Genomic DNA, 17,000 nt, shown 5'->3' with positions numbered 1-17,000 from the left:
AAGCGTTAATGAGTGATACAGATACCTTGCTGATGCAAGGCGTAGAACAACAAACAATGGGGCGCTTTACTGAAGACGCCTACTTAAACTACTCAATGTACGTCATCATGGACCGTGCTTTACCTCATGTAGGTGATGGTCTTAAGCCTGTACAGCGTCGTATCATCTATGCAATGAGCGAGCTGGGGCTATCGGCGCAAGCAAAATATAAAAAATCAGCCCGTACCGTGGGTGATGTACTGGGTAAATACCATCCTCATGGTGATAGTGCTTGTTACGAAGCGATGGTGTTAATGGCGCAGCCGTTTTCTTACCGCTACCCGCTGGTGGACGGTCAAGGTAACTGGGGTGCTGCCGATGATCCTAAATCATTTGCTGCAATGCGTTACACCGAAGCGCGTTTATCTAAGTTCTCAGAAGTTTTACTAAAAGAACTGGGTCAAGGCACGGTCGATTGGACCGCAAACTTTGACGGTACACTTGATGAGCCAATGGTATTACCTGCGCGCTTACCGCACATCTTACTTAATGGTGTAACGGGGATTGCGGTAGGTATGGCAACTGATATTCCACCACACAATGTGCGTGAAGTTGCCAGTGCCTGTTGTCTATTACTTGATAAGCCAAAGACAGAAATCGAAGAGTTGCTTGAGTTAGTGCATGCGCCTGACTACCCAACAGAAGCTGAAATCATCACACCGAAAGACGATATTCGTAAGATTTATCAAACCGGACGTGGTTCTATAAAGATGCGTGCAATTTACACTGAAGAGCAAGGTGACATAGTGATCACTGCGCTGCCTCATCAGTGTTCAGGTGCAAAAGTACTTGAGCAAATTGCAGCGCAGATGAATGCTAAAAAGTTGCCAATGGTTGCTGATTTACGTGACGAATCTGATCACGAAAACCCAACTCGTATCGTGATTGTACCGCGTTCAAACCGCATTAAAGCTGAGCCATTAATGGCGCACCTATTTGCAACCACAGATTTAGAAAAGAACTACCGCGTAAACTTAAACATGCTTGGACTTGATGGTCGTCCGCAAGTTAAAGATTTACGTAGTATCTTAACTGAGTGGTTAACGTTCCGCCGTGAAACAGTTCGCCGCCGCTTACAGCACCGTTTAGATAAAGTATTAGCTCGCTTACATATTTTAGAAGGTTTATTAACGGCCTTTTTAAATATTGATGAAGTTATCGAAATTATCCGTACTGAAGATAAACCAAAGCCTGTATTAATGGAGCGTTTTGGTTTAACTGATATTCAAGCGGAAGCGATTTTAGAGTTAAAACTACGTCATTTAGCAAAACTTGAAGAGTTCAAGATTAAAGGTGAGCAGGATGAGCTTGCCCTTGAGCGTGACAAGCTAGAGCAAACGCTTGGTTCAGAGCGTCGTATGTCGACCTTGATGAAAAAAGAAATTCAAGAAGCGGCTGAAATGTATGGCGATGATCGTCGCTCACCAGTTGTTGAACGTGTTGAAGCTAAAGCGCTAAGTGAAAAAGACCTTATTCCTTCAGAGTCAGTGACCGTTGTGTTATCTGAAAAAGGTTGGGCACGTGTTGGTAAAGGCCATGATTTAGATGTTGAAGGGCTGAGTTATAAGTCAGGCGACAGCTATAAAGCCTCAGCAAGAGGTAAGAGTAACCAGCCTGCAGTGTTCTTAGACTCAAGTGGTCGTGCTTTTGCTACTGATGCACACAGTTTACCTTCAGCTCGAAGCCAAGGTGAGCCAATGACAGGGCGCTTTAACTTAAGCGCAGGAGCCAACTTTGAGCATGTGGTGATGGCAGAAGACAACCAAGTGTTGTTAATGGCCTCAGATGCAGGTTATGGCTTTATAAGCGACTTTAAAGATCTGGTGAGTAAGAACAAAAACGGTAAAGCGCTGGTCAGTGTTCCTAAAGGCGGTGAATTACTTGCGCCAATTAGAGTAACTGATGTAGCAACAGATTACTGTATGGCAATTTCTAACGAAGGCCGCATGTTGTTATTCCCACTGCGTGATTTACCTAAACTTAGTAAGGGTAAAGGAAATAAGATTATTTCTATTCCAAGTGCGAAAGTACAAGCCCGAGAAGAGTTTGTAAAAGTACTGGCTGTGGTGCCTGAGGGCAGTAGCGTAACCCTGCATGCAGGGAAACGAAAACTAACACTGAAACCTGCTGATCTTGAGCATTATCATGGTGAACGTGGTAGAAGGGGTAACAAATTACCGCGCGGCTTACAGCGTGTTGATGAAGCTGTTGTTGAAGTGACTCAAACTGATGATAGTGATGAGTCGCCAAGCGAAGTAACAGAGTAAAAAATAAAAGGCCTGCAATTGCAGGCCTTTTTTATTGTGTTAGTTTGCAACGACTCTCATTGAAACCGGTCTAGAAAAGTTAAGGTATTGACCATTATCAGCTTTTACATCTTGTAAATCTTGATGGCTGGTATTCTCAGTAAAACGAGCTGTATGTCGATAAGATAGATTCGGCCAGTCAGAAAGCATAACAGATACTCCTGGGGCCGTTTTAACGTATACAGGATGTTTATTGATATAAGATGGTAGTCTGTAGTTTGAGCGCTCATTTGCTTTTAGGCAGTATTCACTCTGATCTAACAAGCTAACAATACAACCTAATGGCTCTTTTGAGCTAAATACTCGCATAGAACGCGGTTTAGAGAAATCTAAGTACTGGCCATTTCTTGCTAAAACATTTTTTAGTTTGTTATTTTCAACGGTGCCATTAAAAGTCGCAATACGGTTATAAGACAAGTTCCCATAGTCAGATAACATGACCTGCAAGCCTTGAGGTGCTTTCACATATACAGGTTTTCTACTGATAAAAGCAGGGAGGTAGCTTGCTTTTTGCCCATCTTCAAGGCAAAACTCTTCGTTTGTCTCTATGTTTACAATACAGGCTTTTGGCTTTTCAAGTGTCGTAACCACTGACGTTGCTAACTTCTCTTTAGCTGGCTCGAGGGTTTTTGATGCGAGTAAGTTTGAGTCACAGCGGATCGTTGCACTAACAGGGTTTAGCGCTGCTTCAATATTGATATGAAACTTGTTCATTCTATCTGAATTTAATCGTGTAGCAGGTAAGTTAAATGTTTTTCTGCCTGCTTTTTCTGTTTCAACGGCAAGTTTGCAACGTGAATTCGAAAAGTTGTCAGTGTATACCGCACCTGAAGATCCATGTAAGGCTGGGTAAATAAAACTTGTTAACTGTTTATTTGGATCGTAATAACCAACTAACGTTGTGATTGCTACGTCTTGTTTATAAGGAACCCTTTTTACAACGCTATTAGTATTCGTGTCTAAAACCAAATTTTCCCAAGATTCCATCTGCTTAGTTGCAGAGTTCCATTTAGTAAACCCTGTTTTAGAGGCGATATCAAAGTTAGCTCGGCTCTCAAAAAAACGTTGTATATGGTTTAACTCGTAAGGCGTATGTAAAGTATATTTATTAAATTCGTAATACATCGGACCACCACCTGACATAGAGCCAGTACCATATTGATGGCCATTAAATGGTGCTATACAGATCTCTTTATAGCAACGGTCTTTATAAGTTAGTTTAGCTGAAAAGTTAGGTATAAACTTATCTAAATCTGCATCCCAGCCCCAGGTCGAATTACGCTCATCAGCAGGACGATGTAATATGCCATTTAAGCCGCCAGGAAAATGGCCCATACCATAGTTATGGCCTAATTCATGACTGAATTCATTACCCTCAGACCGAATTAATGTAACCATGCCTGCGCCACCAGGTAAGCCATGGACAAAAGTACCATTATCATACTTACCTATTGAAGTGTGTGCTGTTAATTGTGCGCTACTAAATGGGTGCGCAGTTGAACCAGAGACACCTGAGGCATTAATGCCATAATTAGCATTGTTGATACCATGTGACATCAAGCTCTTAGCAATAAGATGACGCATATCGCCTGTATATACACCGCCCTTACTCGGATCTGAGTCAGTTAATAAGTTACCATTTGGCAGCATCACTTCTGTAAGATGCATCGCCTCGAATTTATTAACCGTTAGCTTAGTGATCGGAACTTGTTGGAAATACTGGCGATGTAAATCAGGATTCTTTTGAAAAGTAAATTTATCGCGATATGGAGTCAATAAACCAAGATCGATGGTGTTCTGTATTAAATTCCCGTTATCTCCAACAGTGATGTTTTCTAGGTCGCCTTGCTTATTGCCAAACTGAAAAGAAACTCGTATGCCCGGCTTAATTACTGTAGCGGGTATAATGCTTGAAAATGTGTCTTCGCTATAGGTGGGCGGGTTGGCATCATTTTCATAACCAAAAGGTTTTGTGAAGTCCTCTGGTGAGCGCATAAATGTTTGATAAAGAAGGCTGTTATTATTATCGAATACACTTAATATAACTTTTGCAGCATGGCTCAATTTATCATGTGGTTTAAACATAATCATTGTTCTTCGCTCTGCTACCAAGTGAGGTTGAATATCATCTTCGACACCATTGTGTGATGGCATAATTGAGTTTTGTGCAAAAAGCACTGTGGCAGGGAAGTTTCCTGTTGTATCACTATAAAACTCATTTTGATTAAATGTATTTTCATCTGCACTGAAGACTGCTGATGTATGAGATAAAGCGAGAGAATAGAGTAAAGCTATGGCTATCGGTGATTTTTTCATTAGCGATTACCTTTGACTATTGTTTTTTGGGGGTAGGGGTATCTAACTAATTAGATTAACAGTGTAAGAAAAGTAACTCTTTAAGAGTCTTCATAATCTAAATTGAGAAAAATCTGTAAATAAAATCTTGTTAATTGTTGTGTGTTTTTAAATAGTTTATCTTCCATTTGCTAAAATAGAGTGGAGAAAAACTATTTAAGCGTACACATGTGCGCTTAAAGCTATTGTCATAGCATTTTTCACGTTATAATGCGCGCTGATTAGTACGAGGAGAATTCGTTTGTTAGCTATTTTTCGCATAATTTTCATGGCGTTATTCATTGTTTTAAGCTGTGTTTTTGGGCTGCTTTTATGCATCGTTAAGCCGTTTCATACTAATAACGTGCATATTATTGCGGGTTGGTTTTGCAAGGTAGCTAAAATTTTAGGTGTCAAACTAGAGCTTAAATATCACGAGACTCCAAAAAATATTGGCCCTGCTGTCTATGTAGCAAATCATCAAAATAACTATGACCTATTCACTTTACCTGCCATGGTGCCGGAGAACTGCGTAAGCCTAGGTAAAAAAAGCCTCAAATGGATCCCGTTTTTTGGTCAGCTGTACTGGTTATCGGGAAATATCTTAATTGACCGCGCTAACCGTTCAAAAGCAGCAGGCACAATCTCTAAATCAGCTGAGAAAATAAAACAAAAAGGCTTATCGGTTTGGATGTTTCCTGAGGGTACGCGAAGCTATGGCCGTGGTTTATTGCCTTTTAAAACAGGGGCATTTCACACAGCAATGAGTGCTGATGTGCCAGTAGTGCCAGTTTGTATGAGTACAACGCACAAAACTATTAAGCTAAATCGCTGGGATAATGGTACAATTTACCTCGAAATGTTAGCGCCGATTTATCTTGATAAAGACGTATCTGCTCGTGACCATGCTTCACATGTTCATCAGATTATGGCTGCTAAAATAACTGAATTAGATGCTCAAGTGAGAAACAAATAATGGAAAATTGGCGCGAAATTACTGAAGACATCGTTACTTCATTACTTGAAGATGGCTCAGATCCTGAAGTACTTTATGAAGTGGAGCACCACTTTGTTAGCGAAAATTTTGAAAAGTTAGAGCAAGCCGCTTTAGCCGCTTTTAAACTAGGTTACGATGTTGAAGAACCTGCAGAACTTGAGCTAGAAGACGGCGAGAAAGTGTGGAGCTTTGACGTGGTTGTTGAGTGTGAACTTGAAGTAGAAGCGATTATGGAAGATGTAGACAAGCTAGAAGCGCTTGCTCAGCAAACCGACGTAGAATACGACGGCTGGGGTACTTACTTTCAGGAATAAACAGCTACAGAGCTGTCAGCTATCAGCCGTCAGCTTTCAGGGATAAAGTTAGCGAGTTGCTACTTTCTAACTTTCCCCTTTCTAACTAATACCTATTTCGTATTCGCTACCCAATCTATAGACATTTGTAACCAATTAGCGATAATAAAAAACTCGATGTTTTTATGCGCTAAGCTCACATATGCTTATTACCTTACCCATTGCCGAACTTGTACCAGGGATGTTTGTTGACAGTGTCAGTAAGCAACAAGAGCATGTAAATAGTATTAAGATCAAAACACGTGGTTTAGTGCGTGATAAAACGATTATTCAACGCCTGATCTCTGAGGGGGTTGAAGAGCTACTCATCGACTTTACACAAAGCGATGTTGCACTCCCTAAAAAATACCAACCAAAGCCTGAACCGGCTAAACCTAAGGTTGAACAAAAACCTGCAGCTAAGGAAGCACCGCAAGGGATCACGGTTCAACAAGAGTTTCTAAAAGCCAGCGTGCATTACGAGCAGCACAGCCGAAAATTGCAAGGTTTCTACTCAGATATCACATCGGGTTTAAAGATGAATGTAGCTGTGCTTGATGATATCGCCGTTGATATAGTCAGCTCGGTATTTCGTAATCACAATGCCTTAACTATCTTAACTCGCCTTAAAGATAAACATATTTATAACTGGCGGCACATGATCAACACCGCTATTTTGGTGAGTGTGTTTGCTAAGTACCTAGGTTACAAAGAAAAGACAATTAAAGAGCTGGCAATGGGTGCATTGATGCACGATATTGGTCAGGCGAAAATGCCACAAGGTGTATTGTCAAAACCAAGCGCTTTGAACGACAACGAAATGCAAGTTGTTAAAAAGCATGTGGCGCAGAGTTTAGGTTTAGTGAAAGGTGAAAAGGGCATTACGCCGTTAATGCTCGATATGATAGTGAATCACCATGAGCGTTTAGATGGTACAGGTTACCCTCGCGGTATTGCAGCTGAAAAGCTGAGCCGTGCAGCCCGTATTATGGCAATTGTTGATGTGTACGATGCGTTAACAGCCGACAGGCCGCATCAAGAAGGGGATGAACCCATAAATGCACTGCGTTATTTGTTAGCCCATAAAGAGCTGTTTGATGCAGAGCTGGTGCAGCACTTTATTAAATGCTTAGGCGTTCACCCTGTAGGTACTATTGTTAAACTAACAAATGAGCGATTAGCACTGGTACTTGAAGGCAACAAATTAAATCCTATCAAGCCTAAAGTTAAGTTATTTTATAATGCTAAGCATGGGCATCACGTCACCCCTAAGGACTTAGATTTAAGTGAGCCAGATCAAAGTATAAAAATTGTATCGAGCATTAAGCCGCTTGACTACCAAATTAATTTGGCTCGTTTGTTAAAAGAGCATTTGTTGAACTAGCATTTTTACATCGTTTAAGTTTTGCCTGCCTAGCAGAAATATAAGCACCTAAAAAGCAACTAGCCATTAATGTAAGCCACAGCAAAGTACCCAGCTCTACATGAACTGCAAAGCAGCAAAAAGTTAAAGATACCAACGCATTTGTCATAGCCCCCAGCCAATAATGATTAACAGGGTTATCGCATTGTCCCGCTTGCGTACAGGCGCAATAATTTGCTTTATAAAAACAAAACACACTGGCGCCGCAAAAAATGAGCCCCGCCATAATAAGTAAAATGATCACACTTTTTAGCTTCCTTGGTGATTTTGCAATGAGTTTAAAATGCAGGTAATTACAAGTCAATCTAAATGATAATTAATTACAATTAGAGTATAAACTCTAATAACACATTTCTCATCCGATGAGTTTTAAAAAGTTGTTAAATCATCGTTAAAAAACGTGTTTTTTGCTGTTTTTTGACGCTTTGTTACAGTTTTTTATAAAAAATTAAGGTAGTGTAGCCAAGTTTAAAATCCTAATAACAACACATAGATACCCAAACAGCAGTTTGGTTAAGGACTTAACAATGAAATTTACTAAAACTCTAATCGCAGCTTCGCTTGCGTTAGTATCTGCAGATACATTTGCTGCTGCGTTTCAGTTAGCTGAGCAAAACGCATCAGGCCTTGGCCGTGCATATGCCGGTGAAGCCTCTATCGCTGACGACGCGTCAGTTGTTGCTCGTAACCCAGCTTTAATGACTCTTTTTAAAGATAAGCAATTAAGTGTTGCAGCTATCGGCGTAATTCCAGATGTGAGCTTAGAAGGAGCTGGTAATGATTATGGTTTAGATAATAGTGTCTTAAATGATGACAGTATCGCTCCTAGTGCGATTATTCCGGCTGCTTATTTCACTATGCCTGTAAATGATAAAGTATCGGTTGGTTTTGGCGCGTTTTCTAACTTCGGCCTTGCGACCGAGTTTGATGATGACTATGCTGCTGGTCAAATTGCTGGTGAAACTGAGATTGTCACAGTGAACATGAATGCAAGTGTAGCTTATAAAGTATCAGAGCAGTTTAGTTTTGGTGTTGGTCTAAATGCAGTGTATGCAGAAGCTAAAATTATTCGTAAGTTCGGTGAAGTACCACCAGTAAACCCTGCAATAGCATCTATTCCTGCAAGTGCCGATGCTGTTCACCTTGAAGGTGATGATATGGGCTACGGCTTAAACATTGGCTTAATGTATCAGTTGGATGAAAACAGCCGTTTTGGTTTTAACTACCGTAGCGAAACAGACATCACGTTTGAAGGTGAATATTCTAATGAGCTACCTACATACATTGAAGGTGGATTGAACGGACAACTTGAGTTACCAGGCTCAGTTGAAATTACATTACCTGCAATTGCTGAATTTTCTGGTTCTCACCAGCTAGATGAAAAACTAGGTTTACACTACAGTGTGCTATGGACCGGATGGAGCAGCTTTGATTCGCTAGAGGCTCAAGTAACGAGTCCAACGGGTGATAAGTTTAGCGCATTTGAAAAAACTGAAGATTTTTCTGATGCACTACGCTACTCGATAGGTGCTGATTACCAATATAACGAAAACCTGTTATTGCGTGCTGGTTTTGCCTTTGATGAGTCGCCTGTATCACAGAAGCATTTATCAATATCTATTCCTGATACTGACCGTTTTTGGTTCTCTTTTGGTGGTAATTACGCGATTGATAAAAACTCAAATGTTGATTTAGGTGTGAGTGTATTACGTGGTAAAACACAAACTTTCACTGAAACAGTAGAAAGTGAAACTTTACCTCAGCAATGGTCTTTTGAATCTAAAGGCCATGCAGTATTACTTGGTGCTCAGTACAACTACAAGTTTTAATGTAGACATGTCTTATGATTAATCGCAAGGTACAAAAAAGCCGCTCACTTTAACAGTAAGCAGCTTTTCCAATGCCTGCTAAATTGTTTTAGCAGGCAAAATATCTAAAGCTATAAACTTTCTATTTTAGTTTTTTGCTCAAGTAGCTTGGTTTTAGCATCAGTAAATTCAGCTAATTTAGCATTTTCTTTTGCAAGTACGGCTTCAGGTGCGTTATTTACAAACTTTTCGTTTGCTAGTTTATTTTGCACTTGGGCTAAGCCCTTTTCTGCTTTTTCGAGTTGCTTGTTAATACGCGCAAGCTCGGCTTCAACATCAATTAAGCCCGCCATGGGGATCATAATTTCAAGGTTGCCAACATATGATGTTGCACACGCAGGTGCGTCGTCTTTGTTTTCAAGCAAAGTGAAAGATTCAAGTTTAGCAAGCGAGGCAATAAACGACTCGTTCTCGTTAATACGGCGCACGTCATCACTTGATGCGTTAGCGAGTAATACGTTAAGTGGTTTACTTGGGCTAATATCCATTTCACCACGAATAACACGAATTGCTAAAATAAACTGCTTAACCCACTCTAAGTCGTCCATTGCTTGGGCATCAACGTTTGCTTCGTTATAAACAGGGAAGCCCTGTACCATAATGCTGGTGCCTGCTGTTTCAAGCCCTGCAAGTGGTGCAACGCGCTGCCAAATTGTTTCGGTGATGTATGGCATCATTGGGTGCATTAAGCGCAGTAGGCTCTCAAGTATGGTAATTAGCGTGTTACGCGTACCGCGTTGCTGTACTTCATTGCCTTTAAATAATACTGGCTTAGTTAGCTCTAAGTACCAATCACAGAACTGGTTCCATGTGAATTCGTAAAGCGTGTTTGCAGCTAAATCAAAGCGGTAGCTATCAAGGTGCTCAGTGTAGGTTTTAACCGTTGCTTCAAATTGACCTAATATCCAGCGATCTGCCAAAGAGAACTCTTTTTCAGCATCGTTGAAGCCACAATCTTGCTCTTCTGTGTTCATCAATACGTAACGGCTCGCGTTCCATAGTTTGTTACAGAAGTTACGGTAACCTTCAAGGCGGTTCATATCCCAGTTGATATCACGACCGGTTGATGCCATTGCTGCTAGGGTAAAGCGAAGCGCATCGGTACCGTGTGCTTCAATTCCATTTGCGAAAACTTTACGTGTGTCTTTTTCAATTTTAGCGGCAAGTTTAGGCTGCATCATGTTGCCAGTGCGTTTTTGTACTAGATCTTCAAGCTCAATGCCGTCAATCATGTCTAGTGGGTCAAGTACGTTACCTTTTGACTTAGACATTTTATCGCCGTTTTCATCACGGATAAGGCCTGTTACGTAAACGGTTTTAAATGGTACTTGTGGCTTGCCGTCTTCATCTTTGATGAAGTGCATGGTCATCATGATCATACGCGCAACCCAGAAGAAGATGATGTCGAAACCTGTTACCAATACGTCAGACGGGTGGAACGTTTTTAAATCGTCTGTGTTTGCAGGCCAGCCTTGCGTTGAGAAAGTCCAAAGCGCAGACGAGAACCAGGTATCTAAAACGTCTTCGTCTTGCTTAAGTGCAACATCATCAGCAAGGTTGTTATCGCGGCGTACTTCAGCTTCGTCACGACCAACGTATACGTTACCTTCGTTGTCGTACCAAGCAGGGATGCGGTGACCCCACCAAAGCTGACGTGAAATACACCAGTCTTGTACGTCGTTCATCCACGAGAAGTACATGTTCTCGTATTGTTGAGGAACAAATTTAATGTCGCCATTTTTAACGGCTTCTTTTGCAGGCTCTGCAAGTGGTGCTACGCGCACGTACCACTGATCTGTAAGAAGTGGCTCAATCACTACGCCAGAACGGTCACCGTAAGGAACTGTTAGGCTGTGATCTTCAATTTTTTCTAGTAGACCAAGTTCTTCAAATTCGCTCACAATCGCTTTTCGTGCATCAAAGCGGTCAAGGCCGTGTAAGCGCTCAGGAATTGGCGCGTCTAATTCAAGCTCTTTACCGTCGAACGTGTAGCTTTCGCCTTCGCTTAATACCGCAGCATCTTTGTTGAAGATGTTGATCATTGGTAGTTGGTGACGTTTACCTACTTCATTATCGTTAAAGTCGTGAGCAGGTGTGATTTTCACACAACCTGTGCCTTTTTCCATGTCTGCATGTTCATCGGCAACAATTGGAATACGACGGTTTACGATAGGCAGTAAAATGTCTTTACCGATCAGATCTTGGTAACGCTCATCATCAGGGTTAACAGCAACACCTGAATCACCTAGCATTGTTTCAGGACGTGTTGTCGCAACAATGATGTAGTCTTTACCATCTTTGGTTTTTACGCCATCAGCAAGTGGGTAACGTAGGTTCCACATGTGACCTTGTTTGTCTTTGTTTTCAACTTCAAGATCAGAAATAGCAGTGTGTAGTTTAGGATCCCAGTTAACTAGGCGCTTACCACGGTAAATTAAGTCTTCTTTGTGAAGACGTACAAATACTTCTTTAACCGCTTCAGAAAGGCCATCGTCCATAGTGAAACGCTCACGGTCCCAATCTACAGAAGCGCCTAAACGACGTAATTGTTTAGTGATCGTGCCGCCAGAGTGGTTTTTCCACTCCCAGATTTTATCGATAAATGCTTCACGGCCTAGGTCGTGACGTGTTTTACCTTCTTCAGCAGCAAGCTTACGCTCAACAAGCATTTGCGTTGCGATACCTGCGTGGTCAGTACCTACTTGCCATAAAGTGTTGTTGCCTTGCATACGCTTTAAACGCGTTAGCGTATCCATGATGGTATCTTGGAACGCGTGGCCCATGTGTAAGCTACCCGTGACGTTTGGTGGCGGGATCATAATTGAGTATGCGTCACCTTGGCCAGACGGTTTAAAGTAGCCATTTTCTTCCCAGCCTTGGTATAAAGACTGTTCAATATCTTGCGGATTATAGGTTTTATCCATTACACAGAACCTTAAATAAATGCTTAAATGTCAATTTCTTGCGTTGCAATATGGGCGCCCAGTTGGCGAAGCTTTTTAAACCGCTCACGGGCGGCTTGCTTAGCATTTGGCTCAACGGGTACGAAATCATAAACCTGCTGAAAACGGCGAATAAAATCCGGTAGGTGTTCAGCTAAGTTGATTAATATTTTTCTGTTGCCGACAGGTGGAGTCATACCAATTTCAACCGGAGCGCCACCTTTAGGGCCTTCACCTTGTAAGTTATGTGGTACAAAACTATCTGGTTCAAATGACCAAATGATGTCGTCGATTGTGTGGGCCGTGTCGGTGTTATCAGCGTAAATAAATACGCGATGACCTAGACGATACTGATCCGCAGCAATTTTAGCTGCCAGATCGAAAACAGCGCCAGCCGTTTGGTGGGCACTATCATCTTGTTTTAGAACGTAAAATTGTGCGTTCATATTCATAGTGACTTTCGTCCCCACAGATACACAGATCAAAGCAGGGATTTTGACATAGAACGCGAATTGCTTCAATTAATAAGGCGCCATTTGGCGCCTTATTTAGGGTTAGTTTTAAGCTTACGGTAAGGCTTAATCGTGACTTGCTTCACTCACGCCTGCGCGGTTCAGTAAATACTGAGTCAACATAGGCACCGGACGACCGGTTGCGCCTTTGTTTTTACCGCCGCTGCGCCATGCTGTACCTGCGATATCTAAATGCGCCCAGTTATATTTTTTGGTGAATTTAGATAAGAAGCATGCCGCTGTAATCGTACCTGCAGCACGGCCACCTAAGTTGGTGAAATCAGCGAATGGGCTTTCAAGTTGCTCTTGATAGTCATCCCATAAAGGTAACTGCCATGCGCGGTCGCCACTTTGCTCAGACGCTTTTAGTAGGTCATGGGCAAGTGGGTTGTGGTTTGATAGTAAACCTGTGGCATGTGAACCCAGCGCGATAATACATGCACCTGTCAGTGTTGCTACATCGACAACGGTATCTGGTTCAAAACGCTCAACATAAGTGAGTGCATCACACAGTACTAAACGGCCTTCAGCGTCGGTATTTAACACTTCAACTGTTTGCCCCGACATGGTTGTTAAGATATCACCCGGGCGGTAAGCGTTTGAGCCTGGCATGTTTTCACAACCTGCTAAAACACCGACAACGTTAATTGGTAATTGCATTTGCACTAAAGCGCGCATAGTACCAATAACACCTGCTGCACCACCCATGTCGTATTTCATTTCATCCATGGCTTCGCCTGGTTTGATCGAAATACCACCTGAGTCAAAGGTTAAGCCTTTACCCACTAACACGATTGGCGCTTGGTCTTTGTCGCCACCTTGATAGTTGATCACCGACATAACCGATTCATTAGCACTACCACGGCCAACCGCTAGGTATGAATTCATGCCCAGCTCTGCCATTTTTTCTTCGCCAATGATATCAACGCTTACATTATCGAAGTTATCAGCAATTTCTTGTGCTTGCTCACCTAAATAAGCTGGGTTACAGATATTTGGCGGCATGTTAGCAACGTCTTTACATAACTTGCTACCAGCAGCGATGGCTAAGCCATGCTCAATTGCACTTTCGCCAATGGTTAACTCGCGACGCGTTGGTACGTTGAAAACAATTTTACGTAGTGGGCGACGTGGATCGCTCTTTTTGCTTTTCAGTTGATTGAAGGTGTACAAGCAGTCTTGAGTTGTTTCAACTGCTTGGCGTACTTTCCAATAAGTGTCACGGCTTTTAACGTGTTGCTCAGTTAAAAAGCATACCGCTTCCATCGAACCTGTTTCGTTTAGCGTGTTAATCGTTTTTGAGATGATTTGTTTATATTGTTTGTCATCAAGCTCTCGCTCTTTACCACAACCTACTAGTAGTACACGCTCGCTCAGTACATTAGGCACATGATGCAATAGCAATACTTGGCCTGGTTTACCTTCAAGGTCACCACGACGCAGTAAGTTAGAGATATAACCGTCACTGATTTTATCTAATTGTTCACCAATGGGGGATAAACGACGTGGCTCATAAACGCCTACTACAATACATGCGCTACGTTGCTTTTCTGGACTACCACTTTTTACGCTAAATTCCATTGTTACTCCTGATATTGAGTCGTATAACCTTAGTTTATAAGGGTAAGAAATTCTTTTTCGAGTCCTTTCTTACATTTTTTAGTTTAATAGCACTAATCTTAGTACATAAACTATGACTCTATTTATGTGTTTTTGAACTTTATCTTAATGTGAATATCAATATCACATAATAGACGCCATCTGCACCATTTATGCAAGATTATATGTTCTTGCTAGGTATGATATTTAACTTTGATGGCATATAATAAAGTGAGTAAAATAACTAGTTTACTCAAAATTCCTTACTATTCCAGTGAAACTCGATGTTTAACAGGGGCGAGCATTGCTAATTTTTCGTTATTTGACCACTGAAGTCTTCAAGTCGCAGGTCGCCGTATTTTTAACTTTGATGACTATTTTTGTGTCTCAAAAGTTTGTTGTTATTTTAGGAGACGCCTCTGAAGGGGGTCTTCCAGCTAAACTTGTGCTTTCGATGATTGCACTAAAACTTCCTCAACTTGCTTCACTTATCTTGCCTTTGAGTATCTTCTTAGGGATTATTTTGGCATACAGTCGCATTTATGCCGACAGCGAAATGACCGTATTCAGAGCTTGCGGTGTCAGTGAATGGTATGTGGTTCGGGTAACCCTTATCTCAAGCACTGCGATGGCTGTTTTAGCCGGTGCGCTTACTCTTTATGTTGCGCCATGGGCCAGTGAACAAGAATATCAATTAAAAGAGCAAGCCAAAGCTGATGCTGGCTTATCGGCATTACGTGCAGGTCGCTTCCAACAAACAGGTAACGAGAAAGCGGTGGTTTTTATTCACAACATCGAAAATAGCGGTAAAGAGCTACACAAAGTATTTGTTGCACAGCTACCAGATCGTGAAAAAGGTGACTTAGCCCGTTTAGTGTATGCAGAGCGTGGTGTGGTGATTGAGCAAGATAATGGTGAGCAGCAACTTGTTCTTAACGATGGTAAGCGCTACGAAACAGATGGTGAGTCTGCTGCGTTAAACCTAACAGAGTTCGATGGTTACAGTGTACAAATTCAAGATCAAGAAATAGAGCACCAGCGTCGTAAGTTAGAAGCTATACCAACGTTTGATTTATTCAAAATGAAAACCTCTGAAGCTATTGCACAGTGGCAGTGGCGTTTAGCTATTCCGCTTTCAATTCCATTATTAACTTTACTCGCAGTACCTTTGAGTGTGGTGAATCCGCGCCAAGGTAAATTCGCTAAATTAGTGCCTGCAATCAGCTTGTATTTAGGGTACTTCATTTTATTGAATGCAGCTAAGTTTGCTGTTGAAGATGGTAAAATTCCACCTTCAATTGGCTTATGGTGGATCCATTTATCAGCCTTGTTTATTGGTGGTTTCTTGATTATCAAAGGTCGTCCGCTCGGCGCATGGTTAAAGGCAGTTGTGACTAAGCGGGAGTTAAGCGCATGATGAAAACACTCGACTGGTATTTAGGTCGCAGCATAATTCAAACCACCGGTTTTGCATTAATGGTGCTGGTAGGTATTAGTACCCTGATTAAGTTCATTGAGCAGTTAAAATCAGTTGGCCGTGGTAGCTATGATATTGCAACTGCGCTGATTTACACCCTGTATAGCATGCCGGGTGATTTAGTTATCTTCTTCCCAATGGCAGCCTTGATTGGTGGCTTAACAGGTTTAGGCGCATTGGCCTCAAACAGTGAGCTGGTCGTTATGCAAGCGGCGGGTATGTCACGCCTGCAAATTATTGCATCAGTCATGAAAACCGCGATGTTTATGGCAATTTGTATGATGGCGCTAGGTGAATGGGGTGCCCCAGAAGCACAGCTCAAAGCAAAAGAAATACGTAACCAAGCGATTTATGGTGGTGATGTATTTAATGCTAAGCAAGGTGTGTGGGCGAAAGATGGCAGCAATTTTATTAATATTGAAGATGTCGATCAGCAAGGCACTTTACGTGGCGTGCATATGTATCACTTTGATAAATCGTTACAACTTACTCAAATTACCAAGGCAGAAGAAGCAATAAACCGTAAAGATGGTTGGTTACTTCGTGATGTAAATAAAGTCATGATCACGCCAGAGCAGATCAGTACTGAGCAGCATAAAGAAGAGTTTTACGACTCGCAACTGACCGCCGAAAAATTAGGAGTGGTGTCGGTTAAGCCCGAAGCGCTGTCGTTTACTGGGCTTTGGTCATATTTAGGTTATTTGCAGCAAAATGAGCAAGACACCAGTACTTATGAGCTAGCGCTATGGCGTAAGATCATGCAGCCTGTATCTATCGCCGTTATGTTGTTAGTTGCTTTATCGTTTATATTCGGCCCGCTTCGCACAGTAACTATGGGCGCACGTATCATCATGGGTGTAATAACCGGTATTACTTTCCACTTAACTAATGAGATATTTGGTCCTGTGGTGATGGTTTACCAAATTCCAGCAGTGGTTGGTGCTGTGTTACCAAGCGTACTGTTTATAGGGTTTGCAACTTATCTATTGAATAAACGAGTTTGATAGTCGTTTAAAAAGCACAAAAAAAGCGTGGTTTGAGCCATAATGCCGATCAGTTAAGCAATTGACATTTGGCATAATAGGATCAAAATCCGATGATCACAGGTCATCGGATTTTTTTTATGCCCCTTAGTCATAGCTTCGCCAATATTTCATCATTTATCGATTCT

12 protein-coding genes are annotated in these 17,000 nt (G+C 41.7%); 7 read left to right on the top strand and 5 right to left on the bottom strand.

All coding sequences use genetic code 11. The annotated features are described in order from the left end of the window. The first annotated feature begins 8 nt into the window (after nucleotides 1-8). The gene (gene parC / locus ABMY41_RS04570; protein WP_175078636.1) at nucleotides 9-2,306 is read left to right on the top strand and encodes a DNA topoisomerase IV subunit A; all 2,298 of its coding nucleotides are present in this window, start codon (nucleotides 9-11) and stop codon (nucleotides 2,304-2,306) included. 39 nt (nucleotides 2,307-2,345) lie between these two features. Here the strand turns inward: parC and ABMY41_RS04565 are convergent, their stop codons facing one another. Further along, nucleotides 2,346-4,661 (bottom strand): M66 family metalloprotease, encoded by a 2,316-nt coding sequence (locus ABMY41_RS04565; protein ID WP_349274241.1) that lies wholly within the window; start codon nucleotides 4,659-4,661, stop codon nucleotides 2,346-2,348. A gap of 280 nt (nucleotides 4,662-4,941) precedes the next feature. Here ABMY41_RS04565 and ABMY41_RS04560 point away from each other — a divergent pair, with 280 nt between their 5' ends. The 3 genes from ABMY41_RS04560 to ABMY41_RS04550 all read left to right on the top strand — a co-directional run bounded on the left by ABMY41_RS04560 (nucleotide 4,942) and on the right by ABMY41_RS04550 (nucleotide 7,392). Beyond that, nucleotides 4,942-5,655 (top strand): 1-acylglycerol-3-phosphate O-acyltransferase, encoded by a 714-nt coding sequence (locus ABMY41_RS04560; protein WP_054552645.1) that lies wholly within the window; start codon nucleotides 4,942-4,944, stop codon nucleotides 5,653-5,655. Then, the gene (gene rraB / locus ABMY41_RS04555) at nucleotides 5,655-5,990 is read left to right on the top strand and encodes a ribonuclease E inhibitor RraB (RefSeq protein WP_054562721.1); all 336 of its coding nucleotides are present in this window, start codon (nucleotides 5,655-5,657) and stop codon (nucleotides 5,988-5,990) included. The genes ABMY41_RS04560 and rraB overlap by 1 nt, the downstream gene beginning before the upstream one ends. A 181-nt stretch (nucleotides 5,991-6,171) precedes the next feature. Beyond that, complete coding sequence (locus tag ABMY41_RS04550) at nucleotides 6,172-7,392, top strand: HD domain-containing phosphohydrolase (RefSeq protein ID WP_349274240.1); 1,221 nt, start codon at nucleotides 6,172-6,174, stop codon at nucleotides 7,390-7,392. Here the strand turns inward: ABMY41_RS04550 and ABMY41_RS04545 are convergent. Beyond that, nucleotides 7,352-7,675: a hypothetical protein gene (locus tag ABMY41_RS04545; RefSeq protein WP_349274239.1), complete on the bottom strand. Its 324-nt coding sequence runs from the start codon at nucleotides 7,673-7,675 to the stop codon at nucleotides 7,352-7,354. The genes ABMY41_RS04550 and ABMY41_RS04545 overlap by 41 nt on opposite strands. A 283-nt stretch (nucleotides 7,676-7,958) precedes the next feature. On the opposite strand from ABMY41_RS04545, the gene ABMY41_RS04540 reads away from it, so the two are divergent. Then, a complete protein-coding gene (locus ABMY41_RS04540; RefSeq protein WP_349274238.1) occupies nucleotides 7,959-9,260 on the top strand; it encodes an outer membrane protein transport protein in 1,302 nt (433 codons plus the stop codon). A gap of 110 nt (nucleotides 9,261-9,370) precedes the next feature. Here ABMY41_RS04540 and ABMY41_RS04535 read toward each other — a convergent pair whose 3' ends face one another. The 3 genes from ABMY41_RS04535 to pepA form a co-directional block, all read right to left on the bottom strand. Continuing rightward, nucleotides 9,371-12,223, bottom strand: a complete 2,853-nt coding sequence (locus ABMY41_RS04535) for a valine--tRNA ligase (RefSeq protein WP_349274237.1) — start codon at nucleotides 12,221-12,223, stop codon at nucleotides 9,371-9,373. Between the two features lie 23 nt (nucleotides 12,224-12,246). Next, complete coding sequence (locus ABMY41_RS04530; protein WP_054562716.1) at nucleotides 12,247-12,693, bottom strand: DNA polymerase III subunit chi; 447 nt, start codon at nucleotides 12,691-12,693, stop codon at nucleotides 12,247-12,249. Between the two features lie 126 nt (nucleotides 12,694-12,819). Then, complete coding sequence (gene pepA, locus ABMY41_RS04525; RefSeq protein ID WP_054552638.1) at nucleotides 12,820-14,334, bottom strand: leucyl aminopeptidase; 1,515 nt, start codon at nucleotides 14,332-14,334, stop codon at nucleotides 12,820-12,822. 322 nt (nucleotides 14,335-14,656) lie between these two features. Here pepA and lptF point away from each other — a divergent pair, with 322 nt between their 5' ends. Continuing rightward, nucleotides 14,657-15,769: an LPS export ABC transporter permease LptF gene (gene lptF, locus ABMY41_RS04520; RefSeq protein ID WP_287241807.1), complete on the top strand. Its 1,113-nt coding sequence runs from the start codon at nucleotides 14,657-14,659 to the stop codon at nucleotides 15,767-15,769. After that, nucleotides 15,766-16,833, top strand: coding sequence for an LPS export ABC transporter permease LptG (gene lptG, locus ABMY41_RS04515; RefSeq protein ID WP_287241804.1), 1,068 nt, complete (start codon nucleotides 15,766-15,768; stop codon nucleotides 16,831-16,833). Before lptF ends, lptG begins: the two co-directional genes overlap by 4 nt. Nucleotides 16,834-17,000: the final 167 nt, after the last annotated feature.

Origin of the sequence: Pseudoalteromonas sp. BZA4 (assembly GCF_040104395.1) — a bacterium.
Classification (GTDB): Bacteria; Pseudomonadota; Gammaproteobacteria; order Enterobacterales; family Alteromonadaceae; genus Pseudoalteromonas.
The sequence above is the reverse complement of the archived record's forward strand: the minus strand, read 5'-3'. Positions and strand labels throughout refer to the sequence as shown.

Bases quoted from the DNA above. Each gene is read 5' to 3' on its own strand.
- lptG (WP_287241804.1), top strand. From the start codon at position 15,766: ATGATGAAAACACTCGACTGGTATTTAGGTCGCAGCATAATTCAAACC.
- pepA (WP_054552638.1), bottom strand. From the start codon at position 14,334: ATGGAATTTAGCGTAAAAAGTGGTAGTCCAGAAAAGCAACGTAGCGCA.
- parC (WP_175078636.1), top strand. From the start codon at position 9: ATGAGTGATACAGATACCTTGCTGATGCAAGGCGTAGAACAACAAACA.
- ABMY41_RS04565 (WP_349274241.1), bottom strand. From the start codon at position 4,661: ATGAAAAAATCACCGATAGCCATAGCTTTACTCTATTCTCTCGCTTTA.
- ABMY41_RS04540 (WP_349274238.1), top strand. From the start codon at position 7,959: ATGAAATTTACTAAAACTCTAATCGCAGCTTCGCTTGCGTTAGTATCT.
- rraB (WP_054562721.1), top strand. From the start codon at position 5,655: ATGGAAAATTGGCGCGAAATTACTGAAGACATCGTTACTTCATTACTT.
- ABMY41_RS04530 (WP_054562716.1), bottom strand. From the start codon at position 12,693: ATGAATATGAACGCACAATTTTACGTTCTAAAACAAGATGATAGTGCC.
- ABMY41_RS04535 (WP_349274237.1), bottom strand. From the start codon at position 12,223: ATGGATAAAACCTATAATCCGCAAGATATTGAACAGTCTTTATACCAA.
- ABMY41_RS04550 (WP_349274240.1), top strand. From the start codon at position 6,172: ATGCTTATTACCTTACCCATTGCCGAACTTGTACCAGGGATGTTTGTT.